Below are 17,192 nucleotides of genomic sequence, written 5' to 3'. Positions count from 1 at the left end.
TTCCTAGAAATAACAGGTTAGCAGGTCGCAAAATATCGTTCTCAATAACGTTTTACGATTCAGGAAATGATTACTGTAATGGAGGATGAGTCATTTGCAAATTTAGAACAATTGTTGATAAAAAAAAGAAAGAAAATACAAATCCAAATAAAAGACCTATGGCTTCAGGCGGGTGAGATTGATGAGTTTCTTGCATCAGCGAAGGAGGAAAATGAATGATCCAATGGAAAGAAGAAAGGATAATCGAGAGTAATATTGAAAATGTGTGGAGTTTATTTTTTGATAAAAATATTAAGAAAATTATGGATAAAGTGGAGGAGCATACTAATTGAAAAGAAGGAAGAGGAAGTGGGCGCAAAGCATAGGCAAAGTTATCGTGAAGGAAAGCGATTGGAAACCTATATCGTTGAAACATTAAAGTATGAAGACCTTGAGGATAAAAAGCAGAAGCAAATTAGTTTTGTTTTAGGAAAGGCCTTTGAAATTACTCTAACGTTTACGTTGCTTAAGATCGATGATACACACATGAAATTTATTTATGAGGGGCAAAATAAAGGAGTTAATTTTGTAGGTAGAGCAATGTTGAAACTAGGTAGCGAGAAAAGCAACAATAAGGTAGTACCGGAATTTATGCAAAAGGTTGAACAAGAAGCGCTAAAAGCTTAGCGTATGGAGCGAAATTATTACTCTATGTTAATACAACGAATGAGCTTTTTCATACATTCGATGTTAGCAGTAAAACGGATACTGTAGTCTATCTCCTCTAAGAACTGAACGACTGGCCCCTGATAATGTTACCTGTTGAAATCTCTTCAAGCGTAAGTAATCAATAGTGATTTTCCTAAGGCTTCCTTTAAGCTTGTCTTACTTTCTCCTTATGTAATGTCTAATCCAATGATGGAGCCGATTTTTCATCCCTCCTGGATCAGATCTAGATTAACCTAGACCCCTCATTTTTAGTGCATATATGCTTATGCTTCGACTATCAAAATACGTCTAGAGTTAAAACTCACTTGGGCAAGAAGGGATGATATTATTTGGATATATGTGATTATTTTACAAAAAGATAGAATGTATCTACCAAATATTATATTTTTGGGGGAGGGGAAACAATGAGACATAATTTAGTAGAACATAAAGAGCATTTTCAGCGAGACGAATTAGAAGTTGCGCGCTGGATGAAAACGGATTTTGTTTTTTTGCGTAATACCACTACGTTAAAAGATGCAGCGGAGCTTCTTATAAAGAATCAATTGAATGAGGTACCGGTTGTTGATGAACATCAACATTTTCTTGGTGTATTATCTTTATCTATGATTATGCAATCCTTGTTAAAAGACACTTGCCTAGATGAGTCAATCGAAATACATTATGACCGGAGGATTAAACCGCTTTCCTTTCAAGAAATATTATCAGACATTTCGCCACTGACTAAAGCTAGTGTTCCTGTTGTTAATAATCAAAATATTTTGATAGGTGTGTTGACTCAGCATGAAATTTTAGAAGTTCTTGCCCAAACCTATCACAAAATGAACTTGCTAGAAACTAAGGTAGAATGGTTCAATGTTTGTTTTGATAATATTTATGAAGGTATTATTGTAGTTGATAAAAATGGTTTCGTCAAAATGATTAATAAAGCATATAGTAGTTATCTTGGGGTGGAACAAGGCGCAGCTATTGGTCAACATGTAGTAAGTGTAATAGAAGGAACCCGCTTACATATTGTTCTTCAAACCGGAATTCCAGAACGGAATCAAGTTCAATTTTTGCAAGGACAGGAAGTGGTTGCTCATCGTATTCCTATTTGGAGGAATAATGAAATAATCGGTGGGATAGGGATACTCGTTTTTCAAGGGGTATCTGAATTATATAGGATATTTGATAGAATCCAGGACTTACAAGTCACAAAAAATCCTTCACTTTCTAACATTAATATTGAACAACAGCCTCCAAAAGAGGATCCAATAACCTTTGCTCAAGTCATTGGTGAGAGTGAAAGCTTTGCACATGCAAAAAACATTGCTCGTCGTGCAGCAAAGTCACCTGCATCCATATTGATAACGGGTGAAAGTGGAGTAGGAAAAGAGATATTTACCCAGGCAATCCACTCCCTTAGTAATTACAGCGGAGGTCCTTTTATCAGTGTTAACTGTGCTTCTATACCTGAACAATTATTAGAATCGGAGCTATTTGGTTACGAAGAAGGGGCTTTTACTGGTTCAAAGAAAAAAGGGAAACCAGGGAAGTTTCTTTTAGCGCACAAAGGGACCCTTTTTCTCGATGAGATTGGTGATATGCCTTTACATATGCAATCAAAGATATTACGTGTCCTGCAAGAAAGAGAAGTAGAACCAGTTGGTGGATCAAAGCCTATTTCTGTCGATTTCCGACTTATTGCTGCGACCAACCGTCCAATCGAGGATATGATAAAAGAAAATAAATTCCGAGAAGATCTTTATTATCGTTTGAATGTCATTCCCATCTATATTCCACCTTTAAGGGAAAGGAAAAATGATATTCCACTTCTTATTGGTCACTTTATTAAATTAATTTGTAAAAAATATAAGATACCATCTAAAGAGATTAGTAGAGAAACGGTAGCGACTATGATGGAGTATGATTGGCCAGGAAATATCAGGGAGCTGGTGAATGTAATAGAAAGGCTAGTTACATTGGTAGAAGGCCATGATATTTATTTTGATGATTTTCAGCGCTATTTTTTAGAACAAAGACAAAAAAGGCAGATTCCAGAATTCATAACAATGGAAAAAACGAAACTTGAAAGTTTTAACTCATTTGAAAGCCTTAAAAATGCAGGATTAAATAAGGAAAAAGAATTATTACTTCTAATTATTAAAGAAGAAAAGGGAAATAAAACACGTGCAGCAAAAAAATTAGGGATCTCAAGAGCTACTTTATACAATAAATTGAAGGAATATAACATAGAATTGTCTACTTGATTAGACAACTGAACAAAATATTTTACAACTGTATAATAAGTTATACAGTTTTTTATTAGGAATTTAAAATAATTGTGTGTTTTCACATAAATCAAATGTGGCACAGTTATTGCATTGTTTATAGGTAAGAGTCGAATCAAAAAAACTAAATAATGGTGGAGGTGCTAAATGGTCATTAGCTTTATAGGATTTTTTGCCGCCTTAATTTTATTAATTATTTTTACTATGCGAGGAGTCAATATCATCATTGCTGCATTAGTATCTTCAGCAATCCTAGCATTAACAAGCCGGTTGCCTTTAGAGAAAGCGCTTACAGTTAATTACATGGATGGGTTCACCGGATATTTTGCTTCATGGTTTCTAGTATATTTACTTGGAGCTGTGTTTGGAAAGGTGATGGAAGAAACGAAAGCTGCAGACGCAATTGCAGAATGGATAAAAATCAAAGTAGGCGCTAACCGAGCGGTGTTTGCTGTTGTTACAGCTTGTGCTTTGATGACCTATGGTGGAGTAAGTATTGCCATCGTCGCATTTTCGGTATATCCAATTGCAGTCTCTTTATTTAAAGCAGCAAATCTGCCTCATCGATTTATTCCAGGTGCTATTGTATTTGGATCTATCTCATTCTCAATGACTTCACCAGGATCACCAGAAGTTCAGAATTTGATACCTATGGAATTCTTTAATACTCAGCCAACAGCAGGTGGTTTGATTGGTGTTATCATTGCTGTATTTATCATGATTCTAGGTGGTTTTTGGCTTAAGAGCATGGTCTCTAAAGCAGTGAAAGATGGAGAGTTTTTCAATTTGCCGAATTCGGAAACGGATGGAGCAGCATTAGCAGAAACAGCAGCTACGGTAGAAATGAAAAAGGATGAAAAATTACCGAATATTCTGATTGCCATTTTACCCTTGGTTGTAGTAGTCATTGTTTTGAATATCATGTCAAAGTTTCTTTCTCCAACTGGTGCAGCGTTAGTGGCTTTATTTTTAGGGGTCATCGTTGGGCTTGTACTGATGAATAAATATACCCGGAAATATGGCATGATTTTTGGTAAAGGAAGTGAAAACGCTATCATTGCAACTGCGAATATCTGTGGAGTTGTTGGTTTCGGTGCAGTTGCAAAAGAGTCACAAGCATTTACATATATAGTAGATTCGCTTGTTGGTATGCCTGGAATGGCATACGCAGGATTAGCGGCTGCTGTGACGATTATTGCTGGTGTTACAGGCTCAGCATCAGGTGGACTGGGAATCGCACTTCCAATTTTGGCTCCTCTTTATAATGCACAAGGGTTAGATCCAGGGGCAATGCACCGTATTTCGTCACTTGCTTCTGGTGGACTTGATTCGCTTCCGCATAACGGTTATGTGGTCACAACCATTAGAGTAGTAAGTAATGAGACACATAAACGGGCTTATAAGCCAATTTTTATTCTGAGTGTTGTTGTTCCAATGATCGCATTGGTTTTAGCGGTCTTGTTATATACAATTTTTTATTAACATGAAAACAATTAATAAATATGGAGGGAACTATATGAAGGAATTTCAAACAATAGCTTTTATTGGTTTAGGAAATATGGGACTGCCCATGGCTACTAATCTTGTGAAAGCTGGATATACCGTTTACGGTGTGGATACAAATTCTGATGCAGAAAAGAAGTTTTCACAAGATGGTGGAAAAATAGGTGTCCCTACTGAGCTTTTGGCTAAGCAAGTAGACATTGTCATGACAAGTCTTCCTACTCCACAAATTGTTGAGAAAGTCTACTTAGGAGATGGTGGAATCGTTGAAAACGCAGATTCTGCTCTAACTATTATTGATTTTAGTACCATTTCTCCTCAATTAAATGAAAAGATATATGCCATTACCAAGGAAAAAGGAATCGACTATCTTGGAGCACCAGTAAGTGGAAGCGTTTCTGGGGCAGTAAATGGCACCCTAACGATCATGGTGGGTGGAGACAAAAAGGTTTATGAACAAGCTCTGCCATTACTGAGAGTATTGGGTGACAATCCATTTCATTTAGGTGAAAGTGTGGGTGTGGGGACCGTTATTAAACTATTAAATAACTTAATGATTGGTTTTTATACACAAGCTGTCGCAGAGGCTGTTGCCCTTGGAGAACAAATGGGCGTGAAAGCAGATACGATTTATGATGTTTTAAGTGTTAGTTTCGGTCAAAGCAGAATATATGAAAGAAACTATAAAGGGCATATTGCACAAAACAACTTTAATCCAGGTTTTTCAACAAATCTCTTATTAAAAGATTTAAAGCTGGCAAAACAAATGGCAGACGAAAACCAGACTCCATTGCCAATTGGGGATAAGTTAATTGATTTATATTCCGAGGCTGTGGAAAAAGGATATGGCGAGCAGGATATGGCATCTGTATATCTAATGGTCAAAGAAATAATCCCAAGTAAAAATGATGGTTTAGTATCTAATAAAAATTAGGAGGAATAAAAATGACTACAATTAAAAATGATACAAAGAAATTAACACATTTTATTGGCGGAGAAATGAAAGCGGGCAAAAGTGAACGCTTTGGTAATGTGTATAGTCCTTCAACGGGTGAAGTAATTAATTTGTGTCCATATGCTTCTGTAGAAGATGTGAATGAGACAGTTGATGTGGCACATGTGGCATTTACAGCATGGAAAAATACCTCTGTCGGAAAAAGAGTGGAGGTCATCCACCGTTTCAGAAGTCTTTTAGTAGAAGAAACAGAAAGACTTGCCAATATAATAGGTTTGGAAAATGGGAAAACGATCGATGATGCAAAAGGGGAAATTAGTAGAGGGATTGAATCTGTTGATTTCGCTATTAACGCTCCGCATATGTTAAAAGGTGAATATTCGGTCAATGTTGGGGGAAATATCAATGCTTTCTCCATGAAACAACCTTTAGGTGTGGTTGCAGCGATCTCTCCATTTAATTTCCCGGCAATGGTGCCGCTTGCGATGACGACGATGGCGGTTGCATGTGGTAATGCAGTGATTTTGAAACCATCTGAACGTGTTCCGAATGCAGCTTTATTCATCTCAGAATTATGGAAAAAAGCTGGTTTGCCAGATGGGATTTGGAGCATTATTAATGGTGATAAAGAAGCAGTTGATGCCATACTTAAAAATCAAAAAGTACATGCTATCTCTTTTGTAGGTTCCACCAGGGTAGCTGAATATATTTATCACGAGGGATGCCGAAATAATAAACGAGTCGCTGCTTTTGGTGGCGGAAAGAATCATATGATCATTATGCCTGATGCTGATTTAGATCAAGCGGTTAATGCCTTCCTAGGTGCTGCGTATGGATCGGCTTCCCAACGTTGTATGGCAATTTCAGCAGCAATGCCAATTGGCGAAAAAACAGCTGAAGCATTCGTGGCAAAATTAAAAACTCGTGTTGAAGAATTAAAAGTGGGGGCATATAACGACGAGAATGCAGACTTCGGAGCCGTTATTACTCAAGAATCGAAAAATACAATCATCAAGTATATAGATGAAAGTCTTGAAGAAGGCGCAGAATTATGCGTGGATGGTCGAAATCCAGAAATTTGCGAAACAAACAAAGGTTTTTATTTAGGAGCAACACTGTTGGATCATGTTACTCCTGAAATGAAAATTTATCGTGATGAAGTGTTTGGCCCAGCTCGTATTGTAGTACGTGTTAATAACTTAGATGAAGCTATTGCATTAGTTAATAATCACGAATTTGGGAATGGTGTCACGATCTTTACAGAAAGCGGTGCTGCTGCTAGAAAATTTTCTGAACAAATTGAAGTAGGGATGGTAGGAGTAAACGTACCTATTCCAATCCCAGTAGGATATCACAACTTTGGTGGATGGAAACGTTCAAAATTTGGAGAAGGCCACATGTTTGGCCCAGACACCGTCCGCTTTTTCACAAAAACCAAAACCGTTTCAGAAAGATGGCCTGAATCTAAAGAAATCGAAAATAAAACGGATTTTTCTTTTCCTAGTAATTAATTAAAGTAATGCCCCGTTCGAAAAAGCGACCTTTTTCGAACGGGGATTTTTTATATGAAATATTTTCTAAATATAATAGAAGAAACTAGCAAAAAAAGCATCTGTTTAAGCAGATGCTTTTTGATTTAGAAGTTTCCGGATTTAATGATTTACAACTGAATTAAGTCGGAAAATGTTGCGACCACTAATTTGAAAGTATGGCTATCCCAATAAAATTCAGAATGAAGGGATAAAGTGAATAATGAATACCTTGATAGAACTGTATTCGGTTTATTAAAAGATGAATGGCTTACTGATAAATAATAAAAATTCTGCTTAGTTATTATTTTTAGTTTTACAAGGGAAAAACATTTTTAAATGAGGTAGGAAAATGTTTTTTATCATTTCCCGCCAGAAGACTCCCTCTTCAAGCGTGTGAAGGGCGAGAGCCCAAAGGTAAGGGGGAGATGAATGGAGGTTGGCATAAGCCAAAGTAATCTTTTGACAAACATATGTTCGATGGTTAATAATAACTATAAGGGGGTGAAACCAATGGTCGTAAACAAAGCTTATAAATTTCGAATCTATCCAACTAAAGAACAACTAGTTCTAATCAATAAAACGATCGGCTGCTCCCGTTTTGTCTATAACTTCTTTTTAGGCAAACAAAAGGAGAAGGATGCCTACTGGTATATCTGTGAAGAAATGAAGCAGAACGGCCAATTACCCTCTAATGAATGGAAAGGTTCTTTTCTGAATAAATACGCAACAATCAAAGAACTTCCAGCTTTAAAGAAAGAGTATTCTTTCCTGAAAGAAGTAGACAGTATTGCCTTACAGAAATCGGTGGAAAATTTAGCAGATTCCTATAGTCGATATTATAAAAAGCAAAACAAGTCACCACGCTTCAAATCGAAAAAGAATCCTATCCAGTCCTATACGACTAAACAAACGAATGGAAATATTGGAATTGTTGGAAACGAAATCAAATTGCCGAAACTCGGTCTAGTTCGTTTTGCTAAAAGCCGCGAAGTCGAAGGGCGAATCATCAATGCCACAATCAGGCGGAACCCTTCGGGTAAATATTTCATTTCCGTTTTAGCCGAAACCAATGTACAAGTACTTCCTAAAACGAATCGTTCGTGCGGTGTAGATGTTGGTTTGAAGAACTTTGCTATTCTTTCAGATGGTACGGTCTATCAAAACCCAAAATTCTTCCGGACGGTCGAAAAGAAATTGACCCAAGCACAACGGATTCTTTCAAGGCGACAAGAAATAGCCTTGAATCAAAATAAACCATTGGCTGAAGCCAAAAACTATCAAAAACAAAAACGAAAAGTGGCTATCCTACACGAAAAAATTTCAAATGCCCGAATGGATTACTTACATAAAGTTTCTACCGAAATCATCAAAAACCACGATGTTATTGGAATGGAAGACTTGCAAGTGTCGAATATGATGAAAAATCACAAACTAGCTAAAGCTATTAGTGAAGTATCTTGGTACCAATTCAAAAAAATGTTGGAATACAAAGCAAAATGGTATGGTAAACAAATCGTGACCGTATCTAAAACGTTTGCTTCTAGCCAATTGTGTTCTAGCTGCGGTTACCAAAATAAAGACGTTAAACATCTGAATCTTCGTGAATGGGATTGTCCTTTTTGTTCTACTCATCACGATCGAGATATTAACGCAGGACTCAATCTAATGAATGAAGCCATAAGGCTTCTAACCGTAGGAACTACGGGAGTAGCCTAATTAAAAATTGGCCGATAGGCTAATGTTCTTAGGAATCCCCCACTTCAATCAGACGTAAGGTCGATAAGTGGGGGGTAGTTCAATGCTGTGTCTCCATTCGGTTTAAACAAAATTCTAAATCATTCTGCAGGTGTTCTTTCATTAATCGCTCCGCTTCGTCTCCGTTATGAAGAAGGATGGCCTTGTAAATATCATGATGTTCCTCAATCAAAAACGGCCGTTTATGATAGACAACTGTTTTCCGGAACAAATAAATAATGGACTGCATTCGGTCAATTATATCGATCATCATAGGATTGTTAGTTGCGCCTACAATAATATCATGAAATTCATTATTCGCTGACATTACTTCTTCCGTATTACCTGTGCTGCCAATTTCCACGCACTCTTTGAGCTTTACAAGCGCTTCTTCCGTCATGAAACTAGCACAATGGCGTGCTGCAAATCCTTCCAGTAATATTCGCACCTGAAAAATATGACGAAGATCCATATCGCTTGGGTTCACAACGCGTTTTTGTTTAATAAGCCCTTCCTGTTCGAGTTTACGAATGGATTCACGCACTGGCGTCCGGCTAATACCAATTTCTTCTGCTAGCCTTTCCTCGACCAGCTTCGTTCCACGTTCTAATTCTCCGTTCAATATCCGATCTCTTATATATTCATAAGCCTGTACATAGGCATGAACGTTATCTTTTTTTACCAATATAATCGTCTCCCGAATCATGATTTGTTCTTACCTTAAAGTATAAGTTTAAGAAGGGTTATTTAAAAGTATATTTTTTTGTATACATTTTTTTAAAAAATGTATACAAAATTATAAAAAATGTGTACAATCGATTATAAGGTTTTGAAAACGCTTTATAAATCAAGTTTTGGACTGAGAATTGGGAAAAGGTCCTCTCATATAAAAGTAGCTGCACTTAAGCAGTTTTGTCTAAAAAACACATTAAAAGTGTTAATTAGAAGAAGGGGGAATTGGAATTGACTAAAAAAATTGGATTTATTGGATTGGGTATCATGGGAAAACCAATGTCATTTAATTTACTTAAAGCAGGTTACGAATTAACTGTTTACGATATTAATACGCAAACTGTGGAGGCGCTTGTAGAAGCAGGGGCAAAAGCAGGTACACCAACTGAAATGGGTGAGACATGTGATGTCATTATTACGATGCTGCCTGCTTCTCATCATGTGAAACAAGTCGTGCTTGGTGAAAATGGTATTTTGGAAACGGCTACAGAAGGAACGGTAATCATTGATATGAGCTCTATTTCACCGGTCGTATCGGTTGAAATTGCAAATGAAGCAGCTAAACAGGGTGTTGAAATGATGGATGCTCCGGTAAGCGGCGGTGAACCGAAAGCGGTCGACGGGACGCTGGCGATTATGGTTGGTGGAAAAGAAAGCGTATTCGAATCTGTTAAAGATGTTCTCCACTCTATAGGGACAGATGTTACATTAGTTGGCAAGAATGGCAGCGGTGTCACAGCAAAATTGGCGAATCAAATTATCGTTAACCTAAACATCGCGGCTATGTCCGAAGCACTTGTTCTTGCAGCAAAAGCGGGTATTGATGTGGAAAAAATGTACCATGCAATTCGCGGCGGTCTTGCTGGAAGCGCTGTACTCGATGCAAAGGTACCTCTTATTCTTGACAGGAACTTCGTAGCCGGAGGACGAATTGATATTAATTTAAAAGACATCACAAACGTAATGGAAACAGCTCATGAAATCGGAGTTCCACTTCCACTATCAAGCCAGCTTCTAGAAATTTTTCATGCGCTTAAAGTAGACGGCAAAGCGGGCGATGACCATGGCGGTATCGTGCAGTATTATGAAAAACTGGCAAACGTGGAAGTAAGGAGGGTGTGAATTGACAGTGACTTATTCAAACAATTTAAACGTAAAGAATACATTTGCCAATCTGCCGACAGTTCCGGATGAAATAGTTGTAAATGAACTACTCGCAAAGGAACTGCAAGATTTCAATAAAAAAATCATCGTTCTTGATGATGATCCAACGGGAGTTCAAACCGTTCACGGTATTTCCGTTTATACAGATTGGTCGGCTGAAAGTATCGAAGCGGGATTCGCTGAAGAGAATTCAATGTTTTTCATTTTGACAAATTCGAGAGGCTTTACAGCTGCTGAAACTGAACAAGCACATAAGGAAATCGCAAATGTCATCCAGCACACAGCTGAAAAGCAAAACAAAGAATTCATCATTATCAGTCGTGGGGACTCAACGCTGCGTGGTCATTATCCTCTTGAAACAGAGGTGTTGAAAGAGACGGTCGAAGCACAATCAGGTATGCAGTTTGATGGAGAAGTCATCATGCCCTTTTTTAAAGAAGGCGGTCGCTTTACGATTAATAACATTCATTACGTGCAGGATGAACATGACTTAGTGCCGGCTGGTGAAACTGAATTTGCGAAAGACAGGACATTTGGTTACAAATCGTCGCATCTCGGTGAATGGGCAGAAGAAAAGTCAAACGGAGCATTTAAAGCGGAAGATGCTGTGTATCTGTCGCTAGAAAGCATTCGGGATCTTGATATTGATGGATTAGTTAGTCAACTGATGGCAGTTAAAGATTTTAATAAGATCATTGTTAATGCGGTTGAATATGTTGATGCAAAAGTCGTGGTGATTGCATTAATCCGAGCCCTAAAAGCAGGCAAGCATTTCATGTTCCGGAGTGCAGCGGCTTTAACAAAAATCATCGGAGGCGTGAGTGACAAAGCACTTTTAACGAAAGAAGAACTTATGAAAGACCATTCTGATCATGGCGGTCTGATTATGATTGGCTCACATGTGAAAAAAACAACGGAGCAATTTGAAGCTCTTCAAACATGTAATTTCATTGAGTTCATCGAATTCGATGTCCACCTCGTGCTGTATCCGGATAAGTTTGAAGCGGAAATTCAACGGATTATAGAGACGAGCGAGCAACTTATTCGTAAAGGCCAAACGGTTGCAGTATATACGAAGCGGGAGCGTCTTGATCTTGGTGAAAACAAAAAAGAAGAAGAATTGAAGCTGTCAGTGAAGATTTCCGATGCTGTGACAAGCATCGTCAAGCATCTTGAAGTACGTCCAAGTTTTATTATTGCCAAAGGCGGCATTACTTCAAGTGATATAGGGACGAATGGCCTTAGCGTTAAGCGAGCAACGGTAGCTGGTCAAATAAAGCCTGGTATTCCGGTCTGGTTGACTGGGAGCGAAAGCAAATTTCCTGGGATAGCTTATGTGATTTTTCCTGGAAATGTTGGGTCAAGAACAACCTTAAAAGAAGTGGCAGAACTGCTGCATCAGTAAGTTGAGCGGCATTTGCCGCTTACAAGGGTGATTGTAAGCGAATACAAATAGAAAGGCGGCATAGGCATGCTTGTCAATACGAAAGAAATTCTTTCTGCAGCACAAAATGGGAAATATGGTGTTGCTGCGTTTAATGTATATAATCTCGAAACCGTACAGGCAGCGATTACTGTTGCAGAAAAAGAAAATCATCCGGTTATCATTGCTCTAGGAGAGCGATATTTTGATACGGTCGATGTGGAAGGCTTTGCAGCATTAGTAAAAACACTCGCAGGGAAATCTTCCGTTCCAGTTTCACTTCACCTTGATCATGCGTATGAAAAGGAATCGATTATTCGTGCAATCAGGTGCGGTTTTACATCGGTCATGTATGATGGTTCAAAATATGAGCTTGCGGAAAATATCCGCCATACAAAAGAAATCACGGAGATTGCACATATGGCGGGTGTCAGTGTAGAAGCTGAAATTGGATCGGTTGCCCGCGGCGCTTTTTCAGATGAAGAAGAAGGAGACGGCACATTGACAGATCCAAAGTCTGCTAAAGAGTTTGTCGAGGAAACAGACGTCGATTTTCTGGCTGCCTCAATCGGAACAGTACACGGGATGTACACGGGAAAACCGAATATTGACCTAGATCTATTAGAGGAGATTCGCCAGCTAGTTGGTATCCCTCTCGTTCTTCATGGAGGATCTGGTACACCAGATGAGATTATCAAGCAGGCTGTTGCAAGAGGGATATGCAAAGTAAATGTAAATACAGAGGTATCGTTGGCGGCCACCTCGTATTTAAATCAGGCTTTTGAACAGGAACAGAAGGCGGCTCATCTATCGGCTATTATGGCGGGTATGCAAGAAGCGATGGAACCGGTCATGACGAAATTTGTTCGTTTGCTTCAAAATTAAGACGTGATATAGAAGAGAAGTGAAAGAGTTGGTTGATGCTGGAGCAGCAGCAGCCAACTCTCACTTAAAAGACAAGGGGGATAAAAAATGCCGATATTATCTATCTGTATAGGGGTTGCCCTATTGCTAGTATTAATGCTTGCTTTTAAATTAAACGCTTTCATATCCTTGCTTATTGTTTCCTTAGTAGTGGGGATCATGGAAGGAATGACACCGAATGCTGCAATGGCATCCATCCAAAGTGGTTTGGGTGGAACGCTGGGTAATCTCACTATAATCATCGTCTTTGGGGCGATACTCGGTAAGTTGATGACCGATTCTGGTGGGGCCCAACGAATAGCGATGACACTCATCAAAGCATTTGGGAAAAAGAGAGTTCAACTAGCTGCTGTTCTTACAGCTTCTGTTGTTGGGATCGCCCTTTTCTTTGAAACAGGAGTCGTCGTTTTAATTCCATTAGTATTTACGATTGCTATTGCAGCAGGAGTACCTGTATTGTATATCGGTATGCCTGTTATAGCTGCTCTTATCACGATGCATGGATTTGTTCCTCCACATCCAGGACCAACAGCGGTAGCCAGTGTATTTGAGGCAAATTTGGGTAAGACCTTAATATACGGGATCATCATTGCGATCCCTGCCATTATTATTGGTGGGCCGTTATTTACGAAATTGTTTAAGAAAGAAGATTTGGAAGCGGATATTCCAAAAGAGCTATTTAATCCTAAAGAATTTAAAGAGGAAGAAATGCCAGGGTTTGTAACCAGTCTTCTTACATCCCTCATGCCGGTGATTCTGATAGCAATTAAAGTGTTTGTAGAAATCTTTATGCCTAAATCATCGATTATGCCAGTTGTTGATTTTATAGGTAATCCGGCTGTGGCTCTTTTAATCTCTGTTATTCTTGCCATTTTTACCTTTGGTCTTAATCGAGGTAAAAAAATGAATGAAATCATGAAATCCCTTACAGACTCGGTCAGCGGAATAGCTATGATTCTATTAATCATAGCTGGTGGCGGTGCGTTCAAACAAGTACTGATAGACAGTCATATTGATCAATATATCGCAGGTATCATGGCTGAATCAACGCTTTCTCCATTAATCCTTACTTGGCTAATAGCTGCTATCCTAAGGGTAGCAATTGGGTCTGCCACCGTAGCTGGTATGACTGCGGCTGGGATTGCAGCACCGCTTGTCGGGGCCACAGGTGTGAGTCCAGAACTTATGGTTTTAGCTGCTGGTGCAGGAAGTATAACTTTCTCTCATGTGAATGATGCAGGTTTTTGGATTTACAAGGAATACTTTAACCTTACAATAGGTAAAACCATTAAAACCTGGTCCGTTATGGTCACCATTATTTCCCTAGTAGGACTGGCTGGTGTACTCATCATCAATATGTTCTTATAATAGAAAATAGAAAAACCCTATTCTTTCTATAAAGTTATAGAAAGGATAGGGATTTTTTTATGGTTCAACAAGAATTCCTTTATTCTCATCCATAATTTCGACAAAGAATCCACCAGGTTACTATATGAATCCTTTAAGTATTTACTTTTCGTTGGATATTACCATGTCCAGCTAGTCTTTTTTCTTATCCCTTACTTTAAGTTTTTTAAGAAATAAAATACCCCAATAGCCTATTATCACACCCACTGTATTTAAAATTACATCGTCAATATCTGTGCTACAAAAAATTGAAAAACTTCAGCTATACAAGTGACACTTAGACCTAACAAAAATATTTTTTTAAAAGAAACCCATCTTTCCCAGATTAACGGCACGAAAAAACCCATTGGTGAAAATAAAAGCATATTTGCAGAAATATTCAAAAGTGATATACTGCCCCAATCGTCTACATTCGCATTTAATTCAAAAAAATATTGATAGAGAGTGTGAAAAGGTATTAAATTCTTTTTTGAAATATCACTTGATAAATCAAAATAGAGTTCACCTGTATTACTAATAATCCCCATATCCCATCTAGGAATGACTGTTTGTGAGGTTAAACCAACAATATATAAGACGAAAATTGTTAAAACTACCTCATTTTAAACTTTTATTTGTTTTTGTGTTTTTTAATAAAAATTAATCTATCTATTAAAAAAAGGTAGTGCAACAATCATATATCCTATCATGTGCTTTATATACATAATTACTAAGCACATAGTTCCCCACTTAACCTAAATCAATGAATATAAGTTGTTTACCACAATCTAACGGAATATGTGAAAATTTAGATGGAACTATTGTACACTAAATATTGTATTTACAATATATAGAGAAAAAAGTAGCTCCAAAAAACAGGAGCTACTTTGTCATTATTTTTCCTAGCAGCTAAAATCACTAGGAGATGAAATAGCCACTAGAATATTTTCTGTTTATAAGTTACCATTTGAAATTTGTTTCTTGGTCATTTTCCCTAATTTTGTTCAATGGATGGAATTAATAAAAAAGGTAGCTAATTCATGTTATTTTTATGAAAAGTGATTGAGATAGTTGTTCAAACATGTCGGTAATGAATAATGGAGGTACTAATGAAATACGAGGTTATATTGTTCGATGTTGATGATACATTATTAGACTTTAGTATATCGGAAAAAAGGGCACTAAATGGAGCCTTCCTTGAGTTCGGTTTACCTACAGGAGTCAAGGATTATGAAGCCTGTTATCAAGAGATTAGTAGGGTATTATGGAGAGAATTGGAACAGGGACTTACTAATCTATCAGATCTAGGAGTGGAGAGATTTAAGAGGTTGTTCCTCAAGCATGAGCTTGACATCGAGGCAGAGATGTTCAGCCGTGTGTATCTTAACTATTTGAGTAAGGAAATCCATCTTATACAGGGAGCTGTGGAAGTTTGCGAGAATCTAGCAGATTGTCGTCTAGCTATTATTACTAATGGATTCACCGATGTGCAGACATCAAGAATTGGCGGTTCTCCTCTTAGCAATACTTTTGAGCATATTATAATTTCTCAAGAGGCGGGATTCCAGAAACCTGCAAAGGGTATTTTCGATTACGCGTTCTCTAAGTTACAGATTACAGACAAAGCTAAAGTTTTAATTGTGGGCGACTCTTTGACCTCCGATATTCAAGGAGGAATAGATTACGGGATTGACACCTGTTGGTTCAATCCGCACCGAAAGGAAAATAATCTAGGAATTAAGCCAACATATGAAATCTGGAAGCTGATAGATATTATGCAGGTTGTAGAAAGTAAAGTAGTGGAGAGATTTTAAGTGAACCTTTTAAAAAGAGTTGATTGGAAGAGTTTATTCTGACAGTAGAATGTTAGATTTTTGGGAGTATAACAGGAAAGATTGATTACCTGTTTTTCTAATTATAAGCAAGATAAGAAATGACTAAAACAAGTATGGGTGTGTTAGCTTTTTATCATTTCCCGCCAGAAGACTCCCTCTTCAAGCGTGTGAAGGGCGAGAGCACAACGGTAAGGGGGAGATGAATGGCGGTTGGCATAAGCCAAAGTAATCTTTTTACAAACGTACGTTCGGTGGTTAATAATAACTATAAGGGGGTGAAACCAATGGTCGTAAACAAAGCTTATAAATTTCGAATCTATCCAACTAAAGAACAACTAGCTCTAATCAATAAAACGATCGGCTGCTCCCGTTTTGTCTTTAACTTCTTTTTAGGCAAACAAAAGGAGAAAGATGCCTACTGGTATATTTGTGAAGAAATGAAGCAGAACGGCCAATTACCCTCTAATGAATGGGAAGGTTCTTTTCTGGATAAATACGCAACAATCAAAGAACTTCCAGCTTTAAAGAAAGAGGATTCTTTCCTGAAAGAAGTAGACAGTATTGCCTTACAGAAATCGGTGGAAAATTTAGCAGATTCCTATAGTCGATATTATAAAAAGCAAAATAAGTCACCACGCTTCAAATCGAAAAAGAATCCTATCCAGTCCTATACGACTAAACATACGAATGGGAATATTGGAATTGTTGGAAACAAAATCAAATTGCCAAAACTCGGTCTAGTTCGTTTTGCTAAAAGCCGCGAAGTCGAAGGGCGAATAATCAATGCCACAATCAGGCGGAACCCTTCGGGTAAATATTTCATTTCCGTTTTAGCCGAAACTAATGTACAAGTACTTCCTAAAACGAATCGTTCGTGCGGTGTAGATGTTGGTTTGAAAAACTTTGCTATTCTTTCAGATGGTACGGTCTATCAAAACCCAAAATTCTTCCGGACGGTCGAAAAGAAATTGGCCAAAGCACAACGGATTCTTTCAAGGCGACAAGAAATAGCCTCAAAATAAA

General features: G+C 37.9%; 15 protein-coding genes. 13 read left to right on the top strand and 2 right to left on the bottom strand.

What is annotated here, in order from left to right:
• The first annotated feature begins 66 nt into the window (after positions 1-66).
• The 7 genes from JFU50_RS05490 to tnpB all read left to right on the top strand — a co-directional run bounded on the left by JFU50_RS05490 (position 67) and on the right by tnpB (position 8,687).
• Positions 67-219: a hypothetical protein gene (locus JFU50_RS05490; protein ID WP_201222003.1), complete on the top strand. Its 153-nt coding sequence runs from the start codon at positions 67-69 to the stop codon at positions 217-219.
• A gap of 60 nt (positions 220-279) precedes the next feature.
• On the top strand, positions 280-666 hold the full coding sequence (locus JFU50_RS05485) for an SRPBCC family protein (protein WP_309558607.1): 387 nt from the start codon (positions 280-282) through the stop codon (positions 664-666).
• Positions 667-1,112: 446 nt separating this feature from the next.
• Positions 1,113-2,960, top strand: a complete 1,848-nt coding sequence (locus JFU50_RS05480; protein ID WP_201222001.1) for a sigma-54-dependent Fis family transcriptional regulator — start codon at positions 1,113-1,115, stop codon at positions 2,958-2,960.
• Positions 2,961-3,128: 168 nt separating this feature from the next.
• Positions 3,129-4,463 carry a GntP family permease gene (locus JFU50_RS05475; RefSeq protein ID WP_201221999.1) on the top strand — a complete coding sequence of 445 codons (1,335 nt, stop codon included), beginning with the start codon at positions 3,129-3,131 and terminating at the stop codon, positions 4,461-4,463.
• Between the two features lie 34 nt (positions 4,464-4,497).
• The gene (locus tag JFU50_RS05470; protein ID WP_201221997.1) at positions 4,498-5,418 is read left to right on the top strand and encodes an NAD(P)-dependent oxidoreductase; all 921 of its coding nucleotides are present in this window, start codon (positions 4,498-4,500) and stop codon (positions 5,416-5,418) included.
• An 11-nt stretch (positions 5,419-5,429) separates the two neighbouring features.
• Positions 5,430-6,950, top strand: a complete 1,521-nt coding sequence (locus JFU50_RS05465; protein WP_201221995.1) for a CoA-acylating methylmalonate-semialdehyde dehydrogenase — start codon at positions 5,430-5,432, stop codon at positions 6,948-6,950.
• Between the two features lie 531 nt (positions 6,951-7,481).
• Entirely contained in the window at positions 7,482-8,687 is a 1,206-nt protein-coding gene (tnpB, locus tag JFU50_RS05460) for an IS200/IS605 family element RNA-guided endonuclease TnpB (protein WP_201221993.1), read from the top strand.
• Between the two features lie 79 nt (positions 8,688-8,766).
• On the opposite strand, the gene JFU50_RS05455 is transcribed toward tnpB, so the two are convergent.
• Entirely contained in the window at positions 8,767-9,411 is a 645-nt protein-coding gene (locus JFU50_RS05455) for a GntR family transcriptional regulator (RefSeq protein ID WP_201221991.1), read from the bottom strand.
• Positions 9,412-9,668: 257 nt separating this feature from the next.
• On the opposite strand from JFU50_RS05455, the gene garR reads away from it, so the two are divergent.
• From garR to JFU50_RS05435, 4 genes are all read left to right on the top strand, one after another.
• Positions 9,669-10,559 (top strand): 2-hydroxy-3-oxopropionate reductase, encoded by an 891-nt coding sequence (gene garR / locus JFU50_RS05450; protein ID WP_201221989.1) that lies wholly within the window; start codon positions 9,669-9,671, stop codon positions 10,557-10,559.
• A 7-nt stretch (positions 10,560-10,566) separates the two neighbouring features.
• On the top strand, positions 10,567-12,006 hold the full coding sequence (locus JFU50_RS05445) for a four-carbon acid sugar kinase family protein (RefSeq protein ID WP_201225019.1): 1,440 nt from the start codon (positions 10,567-10,569) through the stop codon (positions 12,004-12,006).
• Between the two features lie 66 nt (positions 12,007-12,072).
• Complete coding sequence (locus JFU50_RS05440) at positions 12,073-12,909, top strand: class II fructose-bisphosphate aldolase (RefSeq protein ID WP_201221987.1); 837 nt, start codon at positions 12,073-12,075, stop codon at positions 12,907-12,909.
• 87 nt (positions 12,910-12,996) lie between these two features.
• On the top strand, positions 12,997-14,316 hold the full coding sequence (locus JFU50_RS05435) for a gluconate:H+ symporter (RefSeq protein ID WP_201221985.1): 1,320 nt from the start codon (positions 12,997-12,999) through the stop codon (positions 14,314-14,316).
• 257 nt (positions 14,317-14,573) lie between these two features.
• Here the strand turns inward: JFU50_RS05435 and JFU50_RS05430 are convergent, their stop codons facing one another.
• Positions 14,574-14,924, bottom strand: a complete 351-nt coding sequence (locus tag JFU50_RS05430) for a VanZ family protein (RefSeq protein WP_342366343.1) — start codon at positions 14,922-14,924, stop codon at positions 14,574-14,576.
• Between the two features lie 519 nt (positions 14,925-15,443).
• On the opposite strand from JFU50_RS05430, the gene JFU50_RS05425 reads away from it, so the two are divergent.
• Together JFU50_RS05425 and JFU50_RS31935 are read left to right on the top strand one after the other, a co-directional pair.
• Entirely contained in the window at positions 15,444-16,148 is a 705-nt protein-coding gene (locus JFU50_RS05425) for a YjjG family noncanonical pyrimidine nucleotidase (protein ID WP_201221983.1), read from the top strand.
• A 305-nt stretch (positions 16,149-16,453) separates the two neighbouring features.
• Positions 16,454-17,191, top strand: a complete 738-nt coding sequence (locus JFU50_RS31935; RefSeq protein ID WP_446728136.1) for an RNA-guided endonuclease TnpB family protein — start codon at positions 16,454-16,456, stop codon at positions 17,189-17,191.
• Position 17,192 lies beyond the last annotated feature (1 nt).

This window comes from Peribacillus sp. TH14 (assembly GCF_016651145.1).
GTDB classification, from domain to species: domain Bacteria; phylum Bacillota; class Bacilli; order Bacillales; family DSM-1321; genus Peribacillus; species Peribacillus butanolivorans.
The sequence above is the reverse complement of the archived record's forward strand: the minus strand, read 5'-3'. Positions and strand labels throughout refer to the sequence as shown.